The organism is Actinosynnema sp. NPDC023587 (assembly GCF_040640215.1).
Classification (GTDB): domain Bacteria; phylum Actinomycetota; class Actinomycetes; order Mycobacteriales; family Pseudonocardiaceae; genus Actinosynnema.
The window spans coordinates 144,623-163,792 of sequence record NZ_JBFABG010000006.1 but is presented as its reverse complement, the minus strand read 5'-3'; the positions used below and the strand labels follow the sequence as shown (position 1 = coordinate 163,792).

The 19,170-nt window shown below is 72.6% G+C and carries 9 protein-coding genes; 5 read left to right on the top strand and 4 right to left on the bottom strand.

Annotated features, from left to right (window positions below):
* Nucleotides 1-398: 398 nt before the first annotated feature.
* From AB0G01_RS18400 to AB0G01_RS18390, 3 genes are read left to right on the top strand one after another with little or no spacing between them, the layout of a single operon-like run.
* Entirely contained in the window at nucleotides 399-12,755 is a 12,357-nt protein-coding gene (locus AB0G01_RS18400) for a GEVED domain-containing protein (protein ID WP_360946869.1), read from the top strand.
* Nucleotides 12,752-13,258 (top strand): hypothetical protein, encoded by a 507-nt coding sequence (locus AB0G01_RS18395; protein WP_360946867.1) that lies wholly within the window; start codon nucleotides 12,752-12,754, stop codon nucleotides 13,256-13,258. The genes AB0G01_RS18400 and AB0G01_RS18395 overlap by 4 nt, the downstream gene beginning before the upstream one ends.
* Nucleotides 13,259-13,282: 24 nt before the next feature.
* Complete coding sequence (locus tag AB0G01_RS18390; RefSeq protein ID WP_360946865.1) at nucleotides 13,283-14,338, top strand: VanZ family protein; 1,056 nt, start codon at nucleotides 13,283-13,285, stop codon at nucleotides 14,336-14,338.
* Nucleotides 14,339-14,360: 22 nt separating this feature from the next.
* Here AB0G01_RS18390 and AB0G01_RS18385 read toward each other — a convergent pair whose 3' ends face one another.
* Nucleotides 14,361-15,170, bottom strand: a complete 810-nt coding sequence (locus AB0G01_RS18385; protein ID WP_360946863.1) for an intradiol ring-cleavage dioxygenase — start codon at nucleotides 15,168-15,170, stop codon at nucleotides 14,361-14,363.
* 167 nt (nucleotides 15,171-15,337) lie between these two features.
* On the opposite strand from AB0G01_RS18385, the gene AB0G01_RS18380 reads away from it, so the two are divergent.
* Entirely contained in the window at nucleotides 15,338-15,763 is a 426-nt protein-coding gene (locus AB0G01_RS18380) for a hypothetical protein (RefSeq protein WP_360946861.1), read from the top strand.
* A gap of 92 nt (nucleotides 15,764-15,855) precedes the next feature.
* Complete coding sequence (locus tag AB0G01_RS18375; protein WP_360946859.1) at nucleotides 15,856-16,323, top strand: tetratricopeptide repeat protein; 468 nt, start codon at nucleotides 15,856-15,858, stop codon at nucleotides 16,321-16,323.
* A 46-nt stretch (nucleotides 16,324-16,369) separates the two neighbouring features.
* Here the strand turns inward: AB0G01_RS18375 and AB0G01_RS18370 are convergent, their stop codons facing one another.
* The 3 genes from AB0G01_RS18370 to pip form a co-directional block, all read right to left on the bottom strand.
* The gene (locus tag AB0G01_RS18370) at nucleotides 16,370-17,029 is read right to left on the bottom strand and encodes an extensin family protein (protein WP_360946857.1); all 660 of its coding nucleotides are present in this window, start codon (nucleotides 17,027-17,029) and stop codon (nucleotides 16,370-16,372) included.
* A gap of 14 nt (nucleotides 17,030-17,043) precedes the next feature.
* A complete protein-coding gene (locus AB0G01_RS18365) occupies nucleotides 17,044-17,862 on the bottom strand; it encodes a hypothetical protein (protein WP_360946855.1) in 819 nt (272 codons plus the stop codon).
* A 206-nt stretch (nucleotides 17,863-18,068) separates the two neighbouring features.
* The gene (pip, locus tag AB0G01_RS18360) at nucleotides 18,069-19,010 is read right to left on the bottom strand and encodes a prolyl aminopeptidase (RefSeq protein ID WP_360946853.1); all 942 of its coding nucleotides are present in this window, start codon (nucleotides 19,008-19,010) and stop codon (nucleotides 18,069-18,071) included.
* Nucleotides 19,011-19,170: the final 160 nt, after the last annotated feature.

The window sequence follows — 19,170 nt, the reverse complement described above, 5'->3', positions numbered from 1 at the left end:
TACCACGACGGGGCAACAAAGACGCACCGCACATCGCCACTTCCGTCGCTCTGCGCGCGTTTGCCGGGCGCGTTCACGGGGAATGCGCGCCGGGCGCGTTCACGGGGCACGCCCGCAGGAACGCTCACGGGCGACACGCGCGCTACGACAGTCGTAGACGCGCGCGGTGGGTCTTACCGTCGCGTCGCACCTCTCGATCTTGTCCACGAGCGACGGATTCGCGCTCCCGATCTCGACCCCCTTCCGCTCCGTCCACATGGGACGCCGAAACCCCGTTCTGGGGAAACAGTCCCTCATTCCACTCGATCGGGTGGACCTGTGTGCTCGTACCGAATGGATTGTCGGTGCCACGGCTTAGCGTGATCTTCGACCGCTGATCCGCCCTCCCAAGGAGCACCATGTCCACGAGCCCGGCGTGCCGCCTCGGCTCGGTGCTGCTCGCCCTCCTGGTCTTCCTGTCGACGGTCACCCTGGTGCCGCCGGCGGTCCGGGCGTACCAGACGCACACCACCTCGGCGTGGACGTCGAACTCCACCGTGCCCGCGACCTACGCGAGCGCGAACTCCACCCTGCCGTCCGGTCTCGTGGTGACCGGCGCGGTCACCGGGGAGAAGCTCCAGCTCTACAACCTGAACTCGCAGCCGAGCGCGCGCGGGGCCACCGCGGCGAACTTCACCCCGCAGATCCCGGCCAACACCGCGCTGCTCGACGTCATCACGGTCGTCGACGACTGCCAGGCCGGCTCGGACTGCTTCAACCGGGGCACGCTGACGCTGTCGTTCAGCCGGCCCGTGCGGGACCCGGTGCTGCACGTCGTGGGCATCGGCGGCACCATCAACACCGCCGACTCCGCGTCGGCGGCGTTGACCGTGACCACCCCGGGCGTGACGTTGAGCAGCCCGCTGGCCGGGGCCACGAACCTGAACGTCGTCGGCGGTTCCCGCATCGAGGCGGCCAACCGCAGCGCCAACACCGCGTGCAACACGATCGGTGCGCGCCAGGCGACCGCCGGCTGCGGCAGCGTGCGCATGAGCGGCACGGTCACGTCGGTCTCCTTCGCGGTCTACAGCTACGTCAACGGCGGCGCGCACACGCCGGACGCCTTCGCGGTCGGCATCTCGGCGGACGAGGACTTCGGCGACGCACCGGCGAGCTACGACCCGGTCGCGGCGGCGAGCCACGTCGTCGGCGGCCCGGTGCTCGGCGCGGACGTCTCGCCGGACAACACGACCGTGCAGAACACCGGCTCGGTCACGCCGAGCCCGAAGGCGGTCGCGGCGGGTGCGAACAACAACCTGCCCAACGGCGACACGCTGGACGACGGCGTGGCCGGGTTCCCCCGGCTGGCGAGCAGCTACGGCGGGCTGAACTACACGGTCCCGGTGACGCTGGCCCGCACCACGTCGGCGGGCCGCGTCTGCGGGTGGATCGACTTCAACCGCAACGGCGTGTTCGACAACCCCGGGGAACGGGCCTGCGCCGACTTCGGCGTGAACGCGACCTCGGCGAACCTCACCTGGACGCTGCCCGCGACCATCGGCTGCGGCTACACCTACGCCCGGTTCCGGGTCGGGTTCAACACCACGCAGGTGCAGAGCCCGACCGGCCTCGCGGACAGCGGCGAGGTCGAGGACTACCGGCTGCCGGTGGAGTGCCTGACCGTCCGCAAGACCGCGGACAAGGCGACCGCGGCTCCCGGCGAGAAGGTCACCTACACGGTGACCCTGGCCAACTCCGGGCCGGAGCCGCTCAACGGCGTGATCGCCGAGGACGACCTGACGGCCGTGCTGGACGACGCGAACTTCAACGGCGACCAGGTCGCGTCACCCGCCACCGGCACGTTCACCTACACCGCGCCGAGACTGCGCTGGACCGGCAACCTGACCAGCGGGCAGACCGTCACGCTGACCTACTCGGTGACCGTGAAGAACCCGGTCACCGGGGACTTCCAGTTGCGCAACGCGGTGACGACGAACGCGGGCAACTGCTCGTCCGGCTCGGCCGACGCGAACTGCCGGACCACGGTCGACGTGCCCGGCCTGACGATCGAGAAGCGGTCGAACCGGGCGACCGCCAACCCCGGCGACACGGTGCTCTACACGGTGACCGTGGCCAACACCGGCAAGACCACGCTCAACGCCCAGTTCACCGACAACCTGGCTCAGGTGGTGGACGACGCGACGTGGGGCGGCGCGACGGCGTCCACCGGCACCGCGACCTACACCGCGCCCAACCTGACGTGGACCGGGACGCTGGCCCCCGGCGCGACCGCCACCGTCAACTACTCGGTGACGGTGACCGGCGCGGGCGACCGGCGACTGGACAACGTCATCACCTCCACCACGCAGGGCAGCAACTGCCCGACCGGTTCGGCGGACACGCGGTGCAGGTCCACCACGGCGGTCTCCGGGATGACGATCGCCAAGTCGGTGGACCGGGCGGCGGCGAATCCCGGCGACACGGTGACCTACACGGTGACGGTCACCAACACCGGTGGCACGGTGCTGACCGGCGCGACCTTCTCCGACGACCTGACCGGTGTGCTGGACGACGCGACCTGGGGCGGCGCGACCACCACGCTCGGCACGGTCTCCTTCACCGCGCCGACGCTGACCTGGAACGGCAACCTCCCGGTCGGCGCGTCGGCGACGATCACCTACACGGTGACCGTGCGGAACCCGGTGACCGGCGACTCCCGGTTGGGCAACGTGGTGACGTCCACGACGCCGGGCAGCAACTGCCCGACCGGTTCGGCCGACGCGCGCTGCCGGACCTCGACCCCGATCGCGGGCCTCCGGATCGCCAAGTCGGTGGACCGGGCGGCGGCGAACCCCGGCGACACGGTGACCTACACGGTGACGGTCACCAACACCGGTGGCACGGTGCTGACCGGCGCGACCTTCACCGACGACCTGACCGGTGTGCTGGACGACGCGACGTGGGGGAGCGCGTCGGCGTCGACGGGCACGGTGACGTTCACCGCGCCGAATCTGACGTGGTCCGGGGATCTGGCGGTCGGCGCGTCGGCGACGGTGACCTACACGGTGGCCGTGCGGAATCCGGTGGCCGGTGATTTCCGGTTGGCCAACGCCGTCACCTCGGCCACGGCGGGCAGCAACTGCCCGACCGGCACGACCGACCCGGGCTGCCGGACCTCCACCCCGGTCGCCGGCCTGGACATCGCCAAGACCGTGGACAAGCCGACCGCGAACCCGGGCGAGGTGGTCACCTACGCGGTGACGGTCCGCAACACCGGCCAGACCGCGCAGAACGGCGCGACCTTCACCGACAGCCTGGCGGGCGTGCTGGACGACGCGACGTGGGGCAGCGCCACCGCGTCGACCGGCACGGCGACGTTCACCGCGCCGAACCTGACCTGGACCGGGGACCTCGCGGTCGGCGCGTCCGCGACGATCACCTACACCGTGACGGTGACCGGCAACGGCGACAAGCGGCTGGCCAACAGCGTCACCTCCACCACGGCGGGCAACAACTGCCCGGCCGGCTCGACCGACCCGAGGTGCCGGACCACCACCGCGCTGTCCGGCGTGACCATCGCCAAGGCGGTCGACCGGACCTCGGCCGACCCCGGTGACGTGGTGACCTACACGGTGACCGTGACCAACACCGGCCAGACGTCGTCGACCACGAGCTTCTCCGACGACCTGACCGGTGTGCTGGACGACGCGACGTGGGGCAGCGTGACCGCCTCGATCGGCACGGCCACGTTCACCGCGCCGAACCTGGCCTGGTCGGGCACCCTCGCGGTCGGCGCGACGGCCACCGTGACCTACTCGGTGACCGTGCGGAACCCGGTGACCGGCGACTCCCGGCTGGACAACGCGGTGACGTCCACGACGCCGGGCAACAACTGCCCGACCGGTTCGGCGGACGCGCGGTGCGCGACGTCCACACCGATCGCGGGCCTGCGGATCGTGAAGACCGACGACCGGGACGAGGTCGTCCCCGGCGACACGGTGACGTACACGATCGTCGTCACGAACAACGGCCAGACGCCGCAGACCGGCGCGACGTTCACCGACGACCTGTCCCAGGTGCTCGACGACGCGCGGTACAACGCCGACGCCGCCGCCACGGCCGGCTCGGTCGCCTACACCGCGCCGAACCTGACGTGGACCGGTGACCTGGCGGTCGGCGCGTCGGCGACGGTCACCTACACGGTGACCGTGAACAACCCCGACACCGGCGACAAGAGCCTCAAGAACCAGATCGCGTCGACCACGCGCGGCAACAACTGCCCGGCGGGCTCCACCGACCCGTCGTGCGCCACGTCGACGCCGGGCCGTGAGCTGACCATCCAGAAGACGTCGGACAAGCCGGCCGCGAACCCCGGCGACACGGTGACCTACACGGTGACGGTGACCAACACCGGCCAGGTGGCGTTGCCGAGCGCGTCGTTCCGGGACGACCTGTCCGACGTGGTGGACGACGCGACGTGGGGCGGCGCGACCGCCTCGACCGGCACGGCCACCTTCACCGAGCCGAACCTGGACTGGACCGGCGGCCTGGCGATCGGCGCGAGCGCGACGATCACCTACGCGGTGACGGTGCGCGACCCGGTCACCGGCGACCACGAGCTGCGCAACGTGGTCAGCTCCACCGAGCCGGGCAACTGCCCGCCCGGCTCGACCGATCCGAGGTGCTCGACCACGACCCTCCTGCCCGGACTGGAGATCACCAAGGCGGTCGACAAGCCCTCCGCGAACCCCGGCGACACCGTGACCTACACGGTGACCGTGCGGAACTCCGGTCAGACCCCGCAGAACGCGAGCTTCTCCGACGACCTGACCGGTGTGCTGGACGACGCGACGTGGGGGAGCGCGTCGGCGACGGCGGGCACGGTGACGTTCACCGCGCCGAACCTGACGTGGTCCGGGGATCTGGCGGTCGGTGCGTCGGCGACGGTGACCTACACGGTGGCCGTGCGGAATCCGGTGGCCGGTGATTTCCGGTTGGCCAACGTGGTCACCTCGGCCACGGCGGGCAGCAACTGCCCGACCGGCTCGACCGACGTGAAGTGCCGGACCAGCACGTCGGTGTCCGGCATCGACATCGTGAAGACCGCCGACCGCACGGCCGCGAACCCCGGCGACGTCGTGACGTACACGGTGGTGGTGCGCAACACCGGCCAGACGGTGCTGACCGGCGCGACGTTCGGCGACGACCTGACCGACGTCGTGGACGACGCCGCCTTCGGCTCGGCGAGCGCCACCACCGGCACGACCACCTACGCCGAACCCACGCTGACCTGGTCGGGTGACCTGCCGGTCGGCGGGTCCGCGACGGTCACCTACACGGTGACCGTGCGGAATCCGGTGAGCGGGAACTTCCGGTTGGGCAACGCGGTCACCTCGGCGACGCCGGGCAGCAATTGCCCGACCGGCACGACCGATCCGAAGTGCTCGACCAGCACGCCGATCGCGGGCCTGGACATCACCAAGACCGCCGCGCCCACGTCGGCCAAGCCCGGTGACGTCGTGACGTACACGGTCGCGGTGCGCAACACCGGCCAGACGGTGCTGACCGGCGCGACGTTCACCGACGACCTGACCAACGCCGTGGACGACGCGGCCTACAACGCCGACGCCGCCGCGACGCTGGGCGCGGTGTCCTACACCGAGCCGAGGCTCACCTGGACCGGGGACCTGCCGGTCGGCGCGTCGGCGACGGTCACCTACACGGTGACCGTGCGGAACCCGGTGACCGGAGACTTCCGGTTGGGCAACGCGGTCACCTCGGCGACGGCGGGCAGCAATTGCCCGACCGGCACGACCGATCCGAAGTGCTCGACCAGCACACCGGTCGCGGGCCTGGACATCACCAAGACCGCCGCGCCCGCCGCACCGGACCCCGGCGACACCGTCACCTACTCGGTGACCGTCCGGAACACCGGCCAGACGCCGCAGACCGGCGTGCGGATCACCGACGACCTGTCCGGCGCGCTGGACGACGGCGCGTACAACGCGGACGGCACGGCCACGGTCGGCGTGGTCACCTACGCCGAGCCGGTGCTGACCTGGACCGGCGACCTCCCGGTCGGTGCGCAGGCGGTGATCACCTACTCGGTGGTGGTGGACGACCCGCCGGCCGGCGACCACCGGCTGCGCAACACCGTCACGTCGGACGCGCCGGGGAGCAACTGCCCGGCCGGGTCGACCGACCCGAAGTGCTCGACCAGCACGGCGCTGCCGGGCATGGAGATCAAGAAGACCGTCGACCGCGCGGACGCGGCACCCGGCGACGTCGTGACGTACTCGGTGGCGGTGCGCAACACCGGCCAGACGCCGTTGACCGGTGCGAGCCTCGCCGACGACCTGACCGGCGTGCTGGACGACGCGACCTGGGGCAGCGCGTCGGCGACCACCGGCACGGCCACCTTCGCCGAGCCGAGGCTGACCTGGACCGGTGACCTGCCGGTGGGCGGCACGGCGACGATCACCTACGCGGTGACCGTCGAGAACCCGGTGACCGGAGACCACCGGCTGGTCAACGACGTCCGCTCGACGACGCCGGGCGCGGTGTGCATCACCTGCACCACGACGACGCCGATCGCGGGCCTGGTCATCGAGAAGACGGCCGCGCCCGGCGCGGTCGACCCCGGCGACGTGGTGACCTACACGGTCACCGTGCGCAACACCGGCCAGACCGTCCAAACGGGAGCGACGTTCACCGACGACCTCACCCGGGTCCTGGACGACGCCGACTACGGCGGCGACGGTGCGGCCACCCTGGGCACGGTGTCCTACGCCGCGCCGAGGCTGACCTGGGCCGGTGACCTGCCGGTCGGCGGCACGGCGACGGTCACCTACACGGTGGCGGTGAAGAACCCGAACCCCGGCGACAAGCGGCTCACCAACGCGGTGACCTCCGACTCGCCGGGCACCAACTGCCCGGCCGGGTCGACCGACCCGAGGTGCTCGACCAGCACGCCGGGCCGCGAGCTGACGATCCTGAAGGCGGCGGACCGGCAGACCGCGAACCCCGGCGAGACGGTGACGTACACGCTCACCGTCACCAACAGCGGCCAGGTGCCGCTCACCCCCGCCACCGCCACCGACGACCTGACCGACGTCGTGGACGACGCGACGTGGAACGGCGCGACAGCGTCGACCGGCACGGCCGCGTTCTCCTCGCCGACGCTGTCCTGGTCGGGTGACCTCGCGCCCGGCGCGACGGCGACCATCACCTACTCGGTGACCGTGGACGACCCGACCGCCGGCAACCACGGCCTGACCAACCGGGTGAGCTCCGAGATCCCGGGCAACTGCCCGCCGGGCTCGACCGACCCGCGCTGCTCCACCACGACGTCGCTGCCGGGTCTGGACATCGCCAAGACCGTCGACGTGACCTCGGCCAAGCCGGGTGACGTGGTGACGTACACGGTGACCGTGACCAACACCGGCCGGACGCCGCTCGACGCCTCCTTCACCGACGACCTGTCCGGCGTGCTGGACGACGCGACGTGGGGCAGCGCGTCGGCGTCCACCGGCACGGCGACGTTCACCGCGCCGAACCTGGCCTGGACCGGTGACCTGCCGGTCGGCGGCACCGCGACGATCACCTACTCGGTGACCGTCGACGACCCGGTCACCGGGGACTTCACGCTGGCCAACGCGATCACGTCGACCACACCGGGCAGCAACTGCCCGACTGGCACGACCGACCCGAAGTGCGCCACCTCGACCCCGCTGTCCGGTCTGGAGATCAGCAAGGCGGTCGACAAGGCGGCGGCGAACCCCGGCGACGCGGTGACCTACACGGTGACCGTGACCAACACCGGTCGGACGTCGCAGAACGCGTCGTTCACCGACGACCTGTCCGGCGTGCTGGACGACGCGACGTGGGGCAGCGCGTCGGCGACCACCGGCACGGCGACGTTCACCGCGCCGGACCTCGCCTGGTCGGGCACGCTCGGCGTCGGCGAGTCGGCGCTGGTCACCTACACGGTGACGGTGACCGGCGCGGGGGACAAGGTGCTCGGCAACGCGGTCACCTCCGACACCCCGGGCAGCAACTGCCGGACCGGCTCGACCGACCCGAGGTGCTCGACCAGCACCGCGCTGTCGGGCGTCCGGATCGAGAAGGCGGTGGACCGGCAGCAGGCGTTGCCCGGCGAGACGGTCACCTACACGGTGACCGTGACGAACACCGGCCGGACACCGCTGACCGGCGCGACGTTCACCGACGACCTGACGGGCGTGCTGGACGACGCGACGTGGGTCGCTGCGTCGGCGTCCACGGGGACGGCGACGTTCACCGCGCCGAACCTGGGCTGGGCCGGTGACCTCCCGGTCGGCGGCACCGCGACGGTCACCTACTCGGTGCGGGTGGAGGACCCGGTCGGCGGCGGGGACTTCCAGCTCGCCAACGCGGTGACGTCCACGACGCCGGGCAACAACTGCGCGGCCGGGGCGGCCGAGTGCCGGACGTCCACGCCGATCTCCGCGCTGCGGATCGTCAAGTCCGACGACCGCGACGAGGCGGTGCCCGGTGACACGGTCACCTACACGATCGCGGTCACCAACACCGGCCGGACGCCGATCACCGGGGCGACGTTCACCGACGACCTGTCCCGGGTGCTCGACGACGCGGACTACAACGCCGACGCGGCGGCCACGTCCGGGACGGTCTCCTACGCCGCGCCGAACCTCACCTGGACCGGTGACCTGGCGGTCGGCGGGTCGGCGACGGTCACCTACACGGTGACCGTGAAGAACCCCGACACCGGCGACAAGAACCTGGTCAACCGGATCACCTCGACCACGCCCGGCGGCAACTGCCCGGCCGGCTCGACCGACCCGTCGTGCGGCACCGAGACACCGGGCCGCGAGCTGACGGTGGCGAAGTCGGCGGACCGGCAGACCGCGAACCCCGGCGACGCGGTCACCTACACGGTCGTGCTCACCAACACCGGGCAGGTGCCGCTGACCGGCGCGGTCGTGACCGACGACCTGACCGACGTGGTGGACGACGCCGCGTTCGGCTCGGCGACCGCGTCGACGGGCACGGTGTCCTTCGCCGAGCCGACGCTGACCTGGACCGGCGACCTGGCGGTCGGCGCGTCCGCGACGGTCACCTACGCGGTCACCGTCGACGACCCGATCACCGGCAACCACGTGCTGGCCAACGCGGTCAGCTCGGCCACGCCCGGCAACTGCCCGCCGGGGTCGACCGACCCGAGGTGTGGCACGTCCACCCCGCTGCCCGGTCTGGAGATCGTGAAGACGGTCGACCGCGCGACGGCCGGGCCGGGCGACACGGTGACCTACGCGGTGACCGTGACGAACACCGGTCGGACACCGCAGGACGCGAGCTTCACCGACGACCTGACCGGGGTCGTGGACGACGCCGCGTTCGGATCGGCGAGCGCCACCACCGGCACGGTGTCCTACGCCGCGCCGAGGCTGACCTGGAGCGGCACGCTCGGGCTCGGTGAGACGGCCACGGTGACCTACGCGGTGACCGTGGCCGACCCGGTGACCGGGGACTTCACGTTGGGCAACGCGGTCACCTCCGACACACCGGGCGGCAACTGCGCGCCGGGCTCGACGGACCCCCGGTGCTCGGCCACGACGTCGATCGCGGGCCTGGTCATCGAGAAGACCTCGTCGCCCGCCGTGGTCAACCCCGGCGACGCGGTGACCTACACGGTGACCGTGCGGAACACCGGCCAGACCGCGCAGGACGACGCGACGTTCACCGACGACCTGTCCCGGGTGGTCGACGACGCCGACTACGCCGGCGACGGCACCGCCACGACGGGCGACGTGGCCTACGCCGCGCCGACGCTGACGTGGGTCGGCGACCTGCCGGTCGGCGGCTCGGCCACCGTCACCTACACCGCGCGGGTCAAGAACCCGGTCACCGGCGACCACCGGCTGACCAACGTGGTCCGCTCCGCGTCGCCGGGCGGCAACTGCCGGCCGGGGTCGACCGATCCGAGGTGCTCCACGGACACCGCGCTGCCGGGCCTGGCGATCACCAAGACCGCCGACCGGGCGGACGCGAAACCGGGCGACACCGTCACCTACGCGGTGACCGTCACCAACACCGGCCAGACCGCGCAGGACGCGAGCTTCACCGACGACCTGACCCAGGTCGTGGACGACGCGACCTACGGGTCGGCGAGCGCCACCACCGGCACGGTGTCCTACACCGCGCCGACGCTGACCTGGAGCGGCGCGCTCGGGGTCGGCGAGACGGCCACGGTGACCTACGCGGTGACCGTGAACGACCCGGCGACCGGCGACGGCAAGCTCACCAACACCGTCGTGTCGGACACGCCGGGCGGCAACTGCCCGGCGGGGTCGACCGACCCGGCGTGCGTCGTGGTCGTCCCGATCGCGGGCCTGGTCATCGAGAAGACGTCGTCGCCCGCCGTGGTCAACCCCGGCGACACCGTCACCTACGCGGTGACCGTGCGGAACACCGGGCAGACCGTCCACACCGGAGCGACGTTCTCCGACGACCTGGGCGCGGTCTTGGACGACGCCGACTACAACGGCGACGGCACCGCCACGACCGGCACCGTCGCGTTCACCTCGCCGACGCTGACCTGGACCGGCGATCTGCCGGTCGGGGCCACCGCGACCGTCACCTACACGGTGCGGGTCAAGGACCCGATCACCGGCGACCACCGGCTGACCAACGTGGTCACGTCCACCACGCCGGGCAACAACTGCCCGCTGCCGATGAGCGGCCGGGCGCGGGCGGTCGACCCGAGGTGCTCGACCGACACCGCCCTGCCGGGCCTGGCGATCACCAAGTCGGTGGACCGCACCGACGCCGACCCCGGTGACTTGGTCACCTACACGGTCGTGGTCACCAACACCGGCCAGACCGCGCAGGACGCGAGCTTCACCGACGACCTGACCGGGGTCGTGGACGACGCCGCGTTCGGGTCGGCGAGCGCCACCACCGGCACGGCGACCTACACCGCGCCGACGCTGGTCTGGAACGGCACGGTCGCGGTTGGGGCCACGGCGACGGTGACCTACACCGTGACCGTGGACGACCCGGTGACCGGCGACTTCACGCTCACCAACACGGTCACCTCCGCGACACCGGGCAGTGAGTGCACGGCCTGCACCACGGTCACCCCGATCGCGGGCCTGAGCATCGAGAAGACGTCGTCGCCCGCCGTGGTCAACCCCGGCGACACCGTCACCTACGCGGTGACCGTGCGGAACACCGGGCAGACCGTCCAAACAGGAGCGACGTTCTCCGACGACCTGAGCCGGGTGGTCGACGACGCGACCTACAACGACGACGCGACGGCGACCACCGGCACCGCGACCTACGCGGCACCGGTGTTGACCTGGACCGGCGATTTGCCGGTCGGCGGCTCGGCCACCGTCACCTACACGGCCGTGGTGGACTCCCCGGTCACCGGCGACCACTCGCTGCGCAACGCGGTCAGCTCGACCACGCGGGGCTCCAACTGCCCGCCGGGCTCGACCGACCCGAGGTGCGGCACGGTCACCGAGCTGCCCGGCCTGGTCGTGGAGAAGACCGCGAGCGGCACCACGGCCGCGCCGGGGGAGGCGGTGACGTACACGGTGGTGGTCACCAACACCGGCCGGACCGCGCAGAGCGCGAGCTTCACCGACGACCTGTCCGGGGTGCTGGACGACGCGGCGTACAACGCGGACGCGACCGCCAGCGCGGGCACCGTGACCTACGCCGCGCCGACGTTGACGTGGCGCGGCCAGGTCGGTGTCGGGGCGAGGGTGACGGTCACCTACACGGTGACCGTGGGCCGGCCGGCGGCCGGTGACCTGGAGCTGGCCAACGCCGTGCGGTCGGACACCCCCGGGTCGAACTGCCCGGCGACCACCCGGGCCGGGGACCCGCGCTGCTCGGCCACGGTGCTGGTGCCGCGCCTGTCGCTGGTGAAGACCGTGGACCGGACCGAGGCGGGGCCGGGCGAGACGGTGACCTACACCGTCGTGGTGGGCAACACCGGCCGGGTCGACCTGCCGGCCGCGAGGTTCACCGACGACCTGAGCGGTGTGCTGGACGACGCGGTGTTCCTGACCGCGTCGGCGAGCGCGGGCACGACGTCCTTCGCCGAGCCGGCGCTGACCTGGACCGGGCAACTCGCCGTCGGCGCGGCGGCGGTGGTGACCTACCGGGTCGGGGTGGCCGACCCGCCGACCGGCGACTCCGTGCTGCGCAACGTGGTCACGTCCGACACGCCGGGTGCGCTCTGCCCCGGCCCGGACTGCGGCACGACGACACCGGTGTCGGGCGGCCTGGAGATCGTGAAGGCGGTCGACCGCGAGCGGGCCGAACCGGGCGACCGCGTGACCTACACCGTGACGGTGCGCAACACCGGCGCGAGGCCGCTGGTCGGTGTCGGGCTGCTCGACTCGCTGGTGAACGTGCTGGACGACGCGACCTTCGACGGGGCGTCGGCGGGCGCGGTGTTCCGCGCCCCGGCGCTGACCTGGACGGGCGACCTCGCGGCCGGCGGCACGGCCACCGTGACCTACTCGGTGACCGTGCACGGCAACGGGGACCGGACCCTGGTCAACGCGGTCAGCTCCGACACGCCGGGCGCGAACTGCCGCCCCGGCGACGACGACCCGAGGTGCTCGACCCGGACGGCGGTGGAGACGACGAAGCCGATCGCGTCGACCGGTGTGCCACTGCTGCCCTGGCTGCTGGGTGGCCTGCTGCTCCTGCTCGTGGGCGGCGGACTGGTGTACACGACAAGGAGGGCACGGCGGTGACGGAAGGCTTGTCGATCTCCATCGACAACGCGCACGACCAGGTGCGCGGCGGCGACGAACTGGCGTACGAGATCACGGTGCGCAACACCGGTTCGTCCGATGTGGAGGGACTGCGGGTGTCCCAGTCCGTCCCGCCGGGCCTGCGGGTGGTGACCGCCGACCAGGACGGCCGGACGTCGGAGACGTCGGTGGAGTGGACCGCGACCGTCCCGGCGGGCAAGGACCTCACGCTCACCGACAAGGCCGTGTTCGACACCGCACCGGACGGGACCGCGCGGCTGGCGAGCTCGGTGTGCGCCTACCGGCCGGGCGAGACCCGCCCGCTGGTGTGCTCGACGGACTCCGACGAGCTGGCGGCGGCGGTTCCGGCGTCGGCGCAGTCGTCCGCGTGGTGGTGGCCGCCGGTGCTCGCGGTGGTCGTGCTCGCGGTGGTTGTGCTCGCCGTGGCGGTGGGCGCGTTCGCGCTGTTCCGGCGACGGCGGCGGCACCGGGCGGTGGTCTGACCGGGGGCGCTCATGTCCGTGCGGATGACCGAGTCGATCGTGGCGATCGTCCTGTTCGCGCTGGTGGTCCCGCTGGCGGTGCTGCCCTGGGTGCACCGCCAGTACCGCCGGTTCGGCAGGCTGCGCGGCTGGTCGGCGTTGGTCGCGGCGGCCGGTGTCCTCTACGGCTGCGGCCTGGTGGCGTTCACGCTGTTCCCGCTGCCGGTGGTCACGCCCGACTTCTGCGCCGGGCGGCGGTTCGCGGACTCGTGGCAGTTACAGCCGTTGGCGTCCTTGGACGACATCCTGCGCGACGGCAGCCCGGCGCTGTGGCAGGTGCTGCTGAACGTGCTGCTGTTCGTGCCGTTGGGCTTCCTGCTGCGCTACCGGTTCCGCCGGGGGTTCGTCACCTCGGTGGCGGTGGGCGTGCTGGTGTCGGCGTCGGTCGAGCTGGTCCAGGGCACCGCCGTGCTCGGCCTGTACCCGTGCCCCTACCGCCTGGCGGACGTGGACGACGTGCTGACCAACACCACCGGCACGGCGGTCGGCTGGCTGGTGGCGCTGCCGCTGGCGCGCCTGCTGCCCTCCGCGAACCCGGAGCACGGCCCCGACACCGCGCCACCCGGCCTGCCCCGGCGCGGCCTGGCGTTCGCCGGTGACCTGCTGGTCTTCGAGCTGACCCAGTTCACGGTCCTGGTCGTCCTGGCGCTGTCCGGTGACGCGTCCCGCACCCTGGCCGAGTCGCCGCGCTTCACCACGCTGCTGTCGGCCGCGACGCTGACCTTCTCCACGCTCGTGGTCCCGCTGCTGCGCGCCGACCGGGCCACGCCGGGCCAGGTCGTGTTCCACCTGGCGCTGCAACGCGTGGGCGGCGGACCGGCACCGTGGCACGCGGTCGTGGTCCGGTTCGTCGTCTGGTGGCTGCCGGTCCTGTTCCTGAGCTTCGCCTGGGTCCTGCTCCTCGCGGCGGCGATCGCCCTGACCGCCTGGCTGCACCGCGACCGCCGCAGCCTGCTGGGCCTGCTCTCCCGGACCAGCACCACCACCAGGGCTTCGCTGCGCGCCGCGACCTCCCACCCCGAGCCCGGCAGATCCCGCTGACCCGGCTCGGCCGTCCCGGCGGCTACACCGGGACGGCCAAGCTCGCGGTGTAGCCACCGGTCACGTCACCGGTCACGGCGGCCACCTGGTCGTCGTGACCGTCGCTGAACACCATGTCGTCCTCCAGCGAGGTCCGCGCCAGGTTGCGCACGCTCTGCACGTAGCCCGCCGTCCCGTAGACGGTCTTGCACACGTCGGCCGGCAGGGCGAGCTGGGACGTGGTGATCTTGGTGCCCGCACTCGTCGCCTCGGCCAGGCTCGGGTACACCTCGAAGTGGATGTGCGGCCACCGCCCCGAGTACGCCGCCGGGAAGATGCTGGTGAACGTCACCACCCCCTGGGCGTCGGCCTCCTGCACGCCGCGCAGGTAGTTCTCGCCGGTGATGCCCTGCGAGTACAAGGAGTACTTCCCGTCGATGTCGCAGTGCCACAGGTACACCGCCGCCCCGGCGTAGGGCGTGCACCCGGATGCCGTGTCCCGCACGGTCAACGTGATCGTCAACGGCACGCCTTCCGCCGTGCGCGACCCGGTGCCGAAGCTGGTCCGGATGTCACCGCGCACGATCCCGCTCTGCGTGAGCACGTTCGGCCCGTTGGAGCCGTCGCCGGGGTACGGGCCGGCGGTCTCCTCGGGGATCGCGTCCCGGCACTCGGCCACGGCACCGGACGTCGCGGACGTCTCCGGAGCGGCCGTGTCCGGGGCCGCGCCCGGGGCGGCCGACCCGCACGCGGCCAAAGAGGCGACACCCGCGCCACCCAACAGGGTGAGCGCCCGCCGCCGGGTCAACGTGGCCAGGTCGAAGGCGAGTCCTCGGTCGTGGATGGCTGTCATGCACCCCACCCTGACCGGAATCCCTGTGCCCCGGCTGTGCGGTCGCTGTGCGTCGACCGCCGGCGGCGGCGCGGTGCCCGGTGTGAAAAAACCGCCCGATCCCGGGCGAACCGATCACGGAGGTCTCCCGAACCCCGGGCATGGAGCCACTGGGGAGGTGCGCGACCGTGAAGTACGCCGATCAACTGCACGCGACCGTGGAACGCCTGGCGATCGGCCTCGGGTGGCCGCTCGTGCTCGTCGACGGGAACGTCTACGTGCCCACCAGCCGGGGAATCGCCGGACTGGTCGTGCCGGCGTGGTTCGGCGGCTGGGTCGACGCGGAGTTCCACCGGTGCGGCATCGTCGCGGCGACCGTGGCGCTGCCGGACGGGACGTGGACGTTCCTGGTGGAGGACCCGGGCGTGCGGCACCCGCCGGTGCCGTCGGGGGTGCAGGTGGTGGACGGACCGCACCACCTGCCGGTGCCGCCGAGCGTGATCGGGGACGGTCCGGTGCGGTGGGTGCGCGAACCGAGGACCGACGTCCGGGCGCTGCCCCCGTTCCGGGTGGCGCTCGACGTGGTCTGCCGGCTCGCGCCCCGACGGACCTGACGACCGCGATCCCGTTGCCCGCCAACGGCCCGGAGCCGGGCAGACCACCGCCGGCGAGCACGGCGACCCGCCGGTGTGCTTTGCTGGGCGGCATGTGGGAGCAGCGGATCGCCGAGGTGTGGGAACGGCTGGACGAGTTGTCCGAAGAGGACTTCCGGAGCGCGGTGGACGACGCCGCGCGCGACGCGCCGGAGGCGGTGGCGGTGTTCGAGCGGGCGGCGGCGTTCGACTCGACCGGCCACCCGGACCGGGCCGTCCCGCTCTACCGGGAGGCCCTGGACCTCGGTCTGCCGGGGGAACGCCGGCGGCGCGCGGTGATCCAGATGGCCAGTTCGCTGCGCAACCTCGGCCAGCCGGAGATCGCCGTCGAGCTGCTGGCCACCGAGAAGGACGCCGCCTCCGACCACCTGGACGGCGCGGTGCGCGGCTTCCTGGCGCTGGCGCTGGCGGACGTGGGCCGCGAGCGCGAGGCCGTGTCGTGGGCGCTGGAGGCGCTGGCCCCGCGACTGCCGAGGTACCAGCGCTCGCTGGGCCACTACGCGAAAGCCCTGCGGGACTGACCTCCCGGATGTCGGGACCACGCCGGGCCACGGGGAACACCGGGCGTTAGAAAGCCTGGTTCGCGAACCCCTTCCGGGCCGCCGCCGACAGGAACGCCTGCCACGCGGCGGTGGTGGTGTGCGGGTCGCCGGTGACGCCGAGACGGGACTTGGCCGTGGTGAACGCGTTCTGCGTGCCGGTGCCCCAGATCCCGTCCACGGCCAGGCCGGCGGCGAGGAAGTCGTTGCACAGCGACTGCACGAACTTCGTGTCGGCCTCGGAGGTCTTGAGGCACCGCACCGGGAGCCCGCCGAAGTCGGAGTGGACGTGGTCGGCGTGGTCGGCGTTGTACCAGCCGTCGAGCACGTAGCGGAACCTCCTGCGGCACACCGCGTCCACGGCCAGGTACCGCCGCCGGGTGGCCTGGGTGCCCGACGCGTGGTCGCGGTCCAGCGGCGAGCAGACCGCGCCGCCGGACCAGCGCACGTGGTCGAGGTCCATCGCGGTGCCCTCGCCGTGCTGGCCGGGCTTGTTGACGTAGAACCCGGCCGACACCAGGTAGGTGATGGAGCCGTGGGCCGAGCTCGCGGCCCGCAGGTCGCGGACCCAGAGCACCAGCGCGTCGTAGAACGCCTGGGTGGTCTGCCAGGTGCGGGGCGTGGTGTCGCCGCGCGAGGAGCGCCAGTAGTACACCGGGGTGCCGTCGATCATGCCGAAGGTGATCATCGTCGCTCCCGGGGTCAGGTGGTCAGGAGGCGTCCGGCGGACAGCCACGCGGCGCGGCCCGAGGCGGTGCCGAGGGCCTGCGCGCCGGCGGGCACGGGTGCGGGGCCGGCCGGACCGCCGAGCGGCCCCGTCAGCGGCGCGGACCCGGCGATCCCGTTGCCGTGCCAGCGGGTTCCGCGCGCGTCGGAGGTCAGCGCGCGCACCGCGACGCCGGCCACGCCGGGCAGCTCGGACCACGTCACGCCGTCGCGGGAGGCGTGCAGGCGGGAGCCGTTCGCGCCGACCGCCGCGCACACCCAGCCGTCCGGGGTGGCGGACAACGCCGAGGCGAACAGGCCGTCGGTGCCCTCCAGGCCGCGCACCGGGACCGTGGTCCAGCCGGTCGCGGTGCGCCGGGCGGCGACGCGGGCCAGCGCGGCGCGTTCGCCGCGCAGCACCGAGCCGAGCGCGAGCCCGCCGGTCACGGCGGTGAACTCGGCGCGGGTGCCGTGCAGGCGGCGGACCTCGCGCCAGGCCACGCCGTCCGACGAGGTCCACAGCGCGGCCACCGGGTCGTCGGCGAGCGAGCCCGCCGCGATCAGGTCCGCGCCGTCGTCGGCGAGCCCCACGACGTTCGCGTTCTCCAGGCCGGTGGTGATCCGCACCGAGCCGGTCTCGTCGACGAGCACCCAGCGGTCGTCGAGCCGGGCGAGGGTGACGGTGGTGCCGGCGGCCGTGGCCGCGCCGGCGGTCCTGCCGGACCGTGGTGCCGCGTGCGCGGTCGTGATCGCGGTCGTCGTGATCGCGGTGGCGGCCAACGCGGTGCCCAGGACGAAGGTTCGGCGGTCGAGCACGTCAGCTCCTTTCGAAGCAGGGGAAACGGCTGACGTGATGCGGTGGGGGTTGGTGCTTTTCCCACGCAGTATCGGAGTCGGTTGCCGGAGCCGGCAACACCCCGTCTCGAATCGTCCGAACGGAGTGAAAGCCCCCGCCGACTGCGCCGAGGGCCCGCCCCCGGTCGCCCCTTCTACATCGCCCCTTCTACGTCGCCCCTTCTACGTCACCGGTGAACCGCTCCCCGGAAGCGGTCCGTGGCGGCGATCCTGGCTTCGGACATGCTCGCGCTGCCGCCGTGCGCGGTGTCCCGGATGAGCGTCAGCTCCGCGTCCGGCCACGCCCGGGTCAGCAGCCACGGCGTGCCGACGAGGTTCCCGAGGTCGAGCTCACCCTGCACGATCACGCCGGGGATGCCGGCGAGGCGCTCGCCGTGGTCGTAGACGTAGCCGTCCGGCAGGAACGAGCCGTGCGACCAGTAGTGCGCGACCAGCCGGGCGAACGCCAGCCGGAACTCGGGCGGGTCGAAGCGGGAGTTGTCCGGCGACAACGGGACCAGGGCGTCCTCCCACGCGCACCACGAGTCCGCCGCCGCCTGGTGCACCGCCGGGTCCGGGTCGGTGAGCAGGTCCAGGTAGGCGGCGGTCAGGCTGCCCGCCGGGTCGCCGACGGCCTCCCGGAACCGCGCGTGCGCCTCGGGGAACATCGACCCCAGCCCGCGCACCAGCAGTTCCGTTTCGGCGTACTGCCCGGTGGCCACCCCGGCGTGCACCATCGCCGACACCCGCCCGGGGTGGCGCACCGCGTACACCAGCCCCAACACCGAACCCCAGGACGCGGCGAACACCAGCCACCGCTCGATGCCGAGCGTGGTGCGCAGCAGTTCCAGGTCCGCGACGAGGTGGTCGGTGGTGTTCGCCGAGAGGTCCACGACCGGCGCGCCCGCGTGCGGTGTGCTGCGCCCGCACCCGCGCTGGTCGAACAGCACGATCCGGTAGGCCGCCGGGTCGAAGTACCGGCGCTGGTGGGCGTTGCAGCCCGAGCCGGGACCGCCGTGCAGCACGACGGCCGGTCTGCCGTCCGGGTTCCCGCACACCTCCCAGTAGATCCGGTGCCCGTCACCGACGTCGAGCATCCCCTGGTCGTACGGCTCGATCTCCGGGTACATCCCGCCCCCTCGATTGATGTAACAGTGCTGTCAGATTAGCGCCTCCAAGGTGCGTGGATGAAATCCTTTACGCGCTGTGCCAGTCGGTACCCCGGTCTACCGGGTGCTCGCACACGCTGGTGCGCAACGGGTCGGTGCGGGCAGAGGTGCCGCACGCGAT

Coding starts and splice junctions, on each gene's coding strand:
- AB0G01_RS18400 (WP_360946869.1), top strand. CDS start 399: ATGTCCACGAGCCCGGCGTGCCGCCTCGGCTCGGTGCTGCTCGCCCTC.
- AB0G01_RS18390 (WP_360946865.1), top strand. CDS start 13,283: ATGACCGAGTCGATCGTGGCGATCGTCCTGTTCGCGCTGGTGGTCCCG.
- AB0G01_RS18385 (WP_360946863.1), bottom strand. CDS start 15,170: ATGACAGCCATCCACGACCGAGGACTCGCCTTCGACCTGGCCACGTTG.
- AB0G01_RS18375 (WP_360946859.1), top strand. CDS start 15,856: ATGTGGGAGCAGCGGATCGCCGAGGTGTGGGAACGGCTGGACGAGTTG.
- AB0G01_RS18370 (WP_360946857.1), bottom strand. CDS start 17,029: ATGATCACCTTCGGCATGATCGACGGCACCCCGGTGTACTACTGGCGC.
- pip (WP_360946853.1), bottom strand. CDS start 19,010: ATGTACCCGGAGATCGAGCCGTACGACCAGGGGATGCTCGACGTCGGT.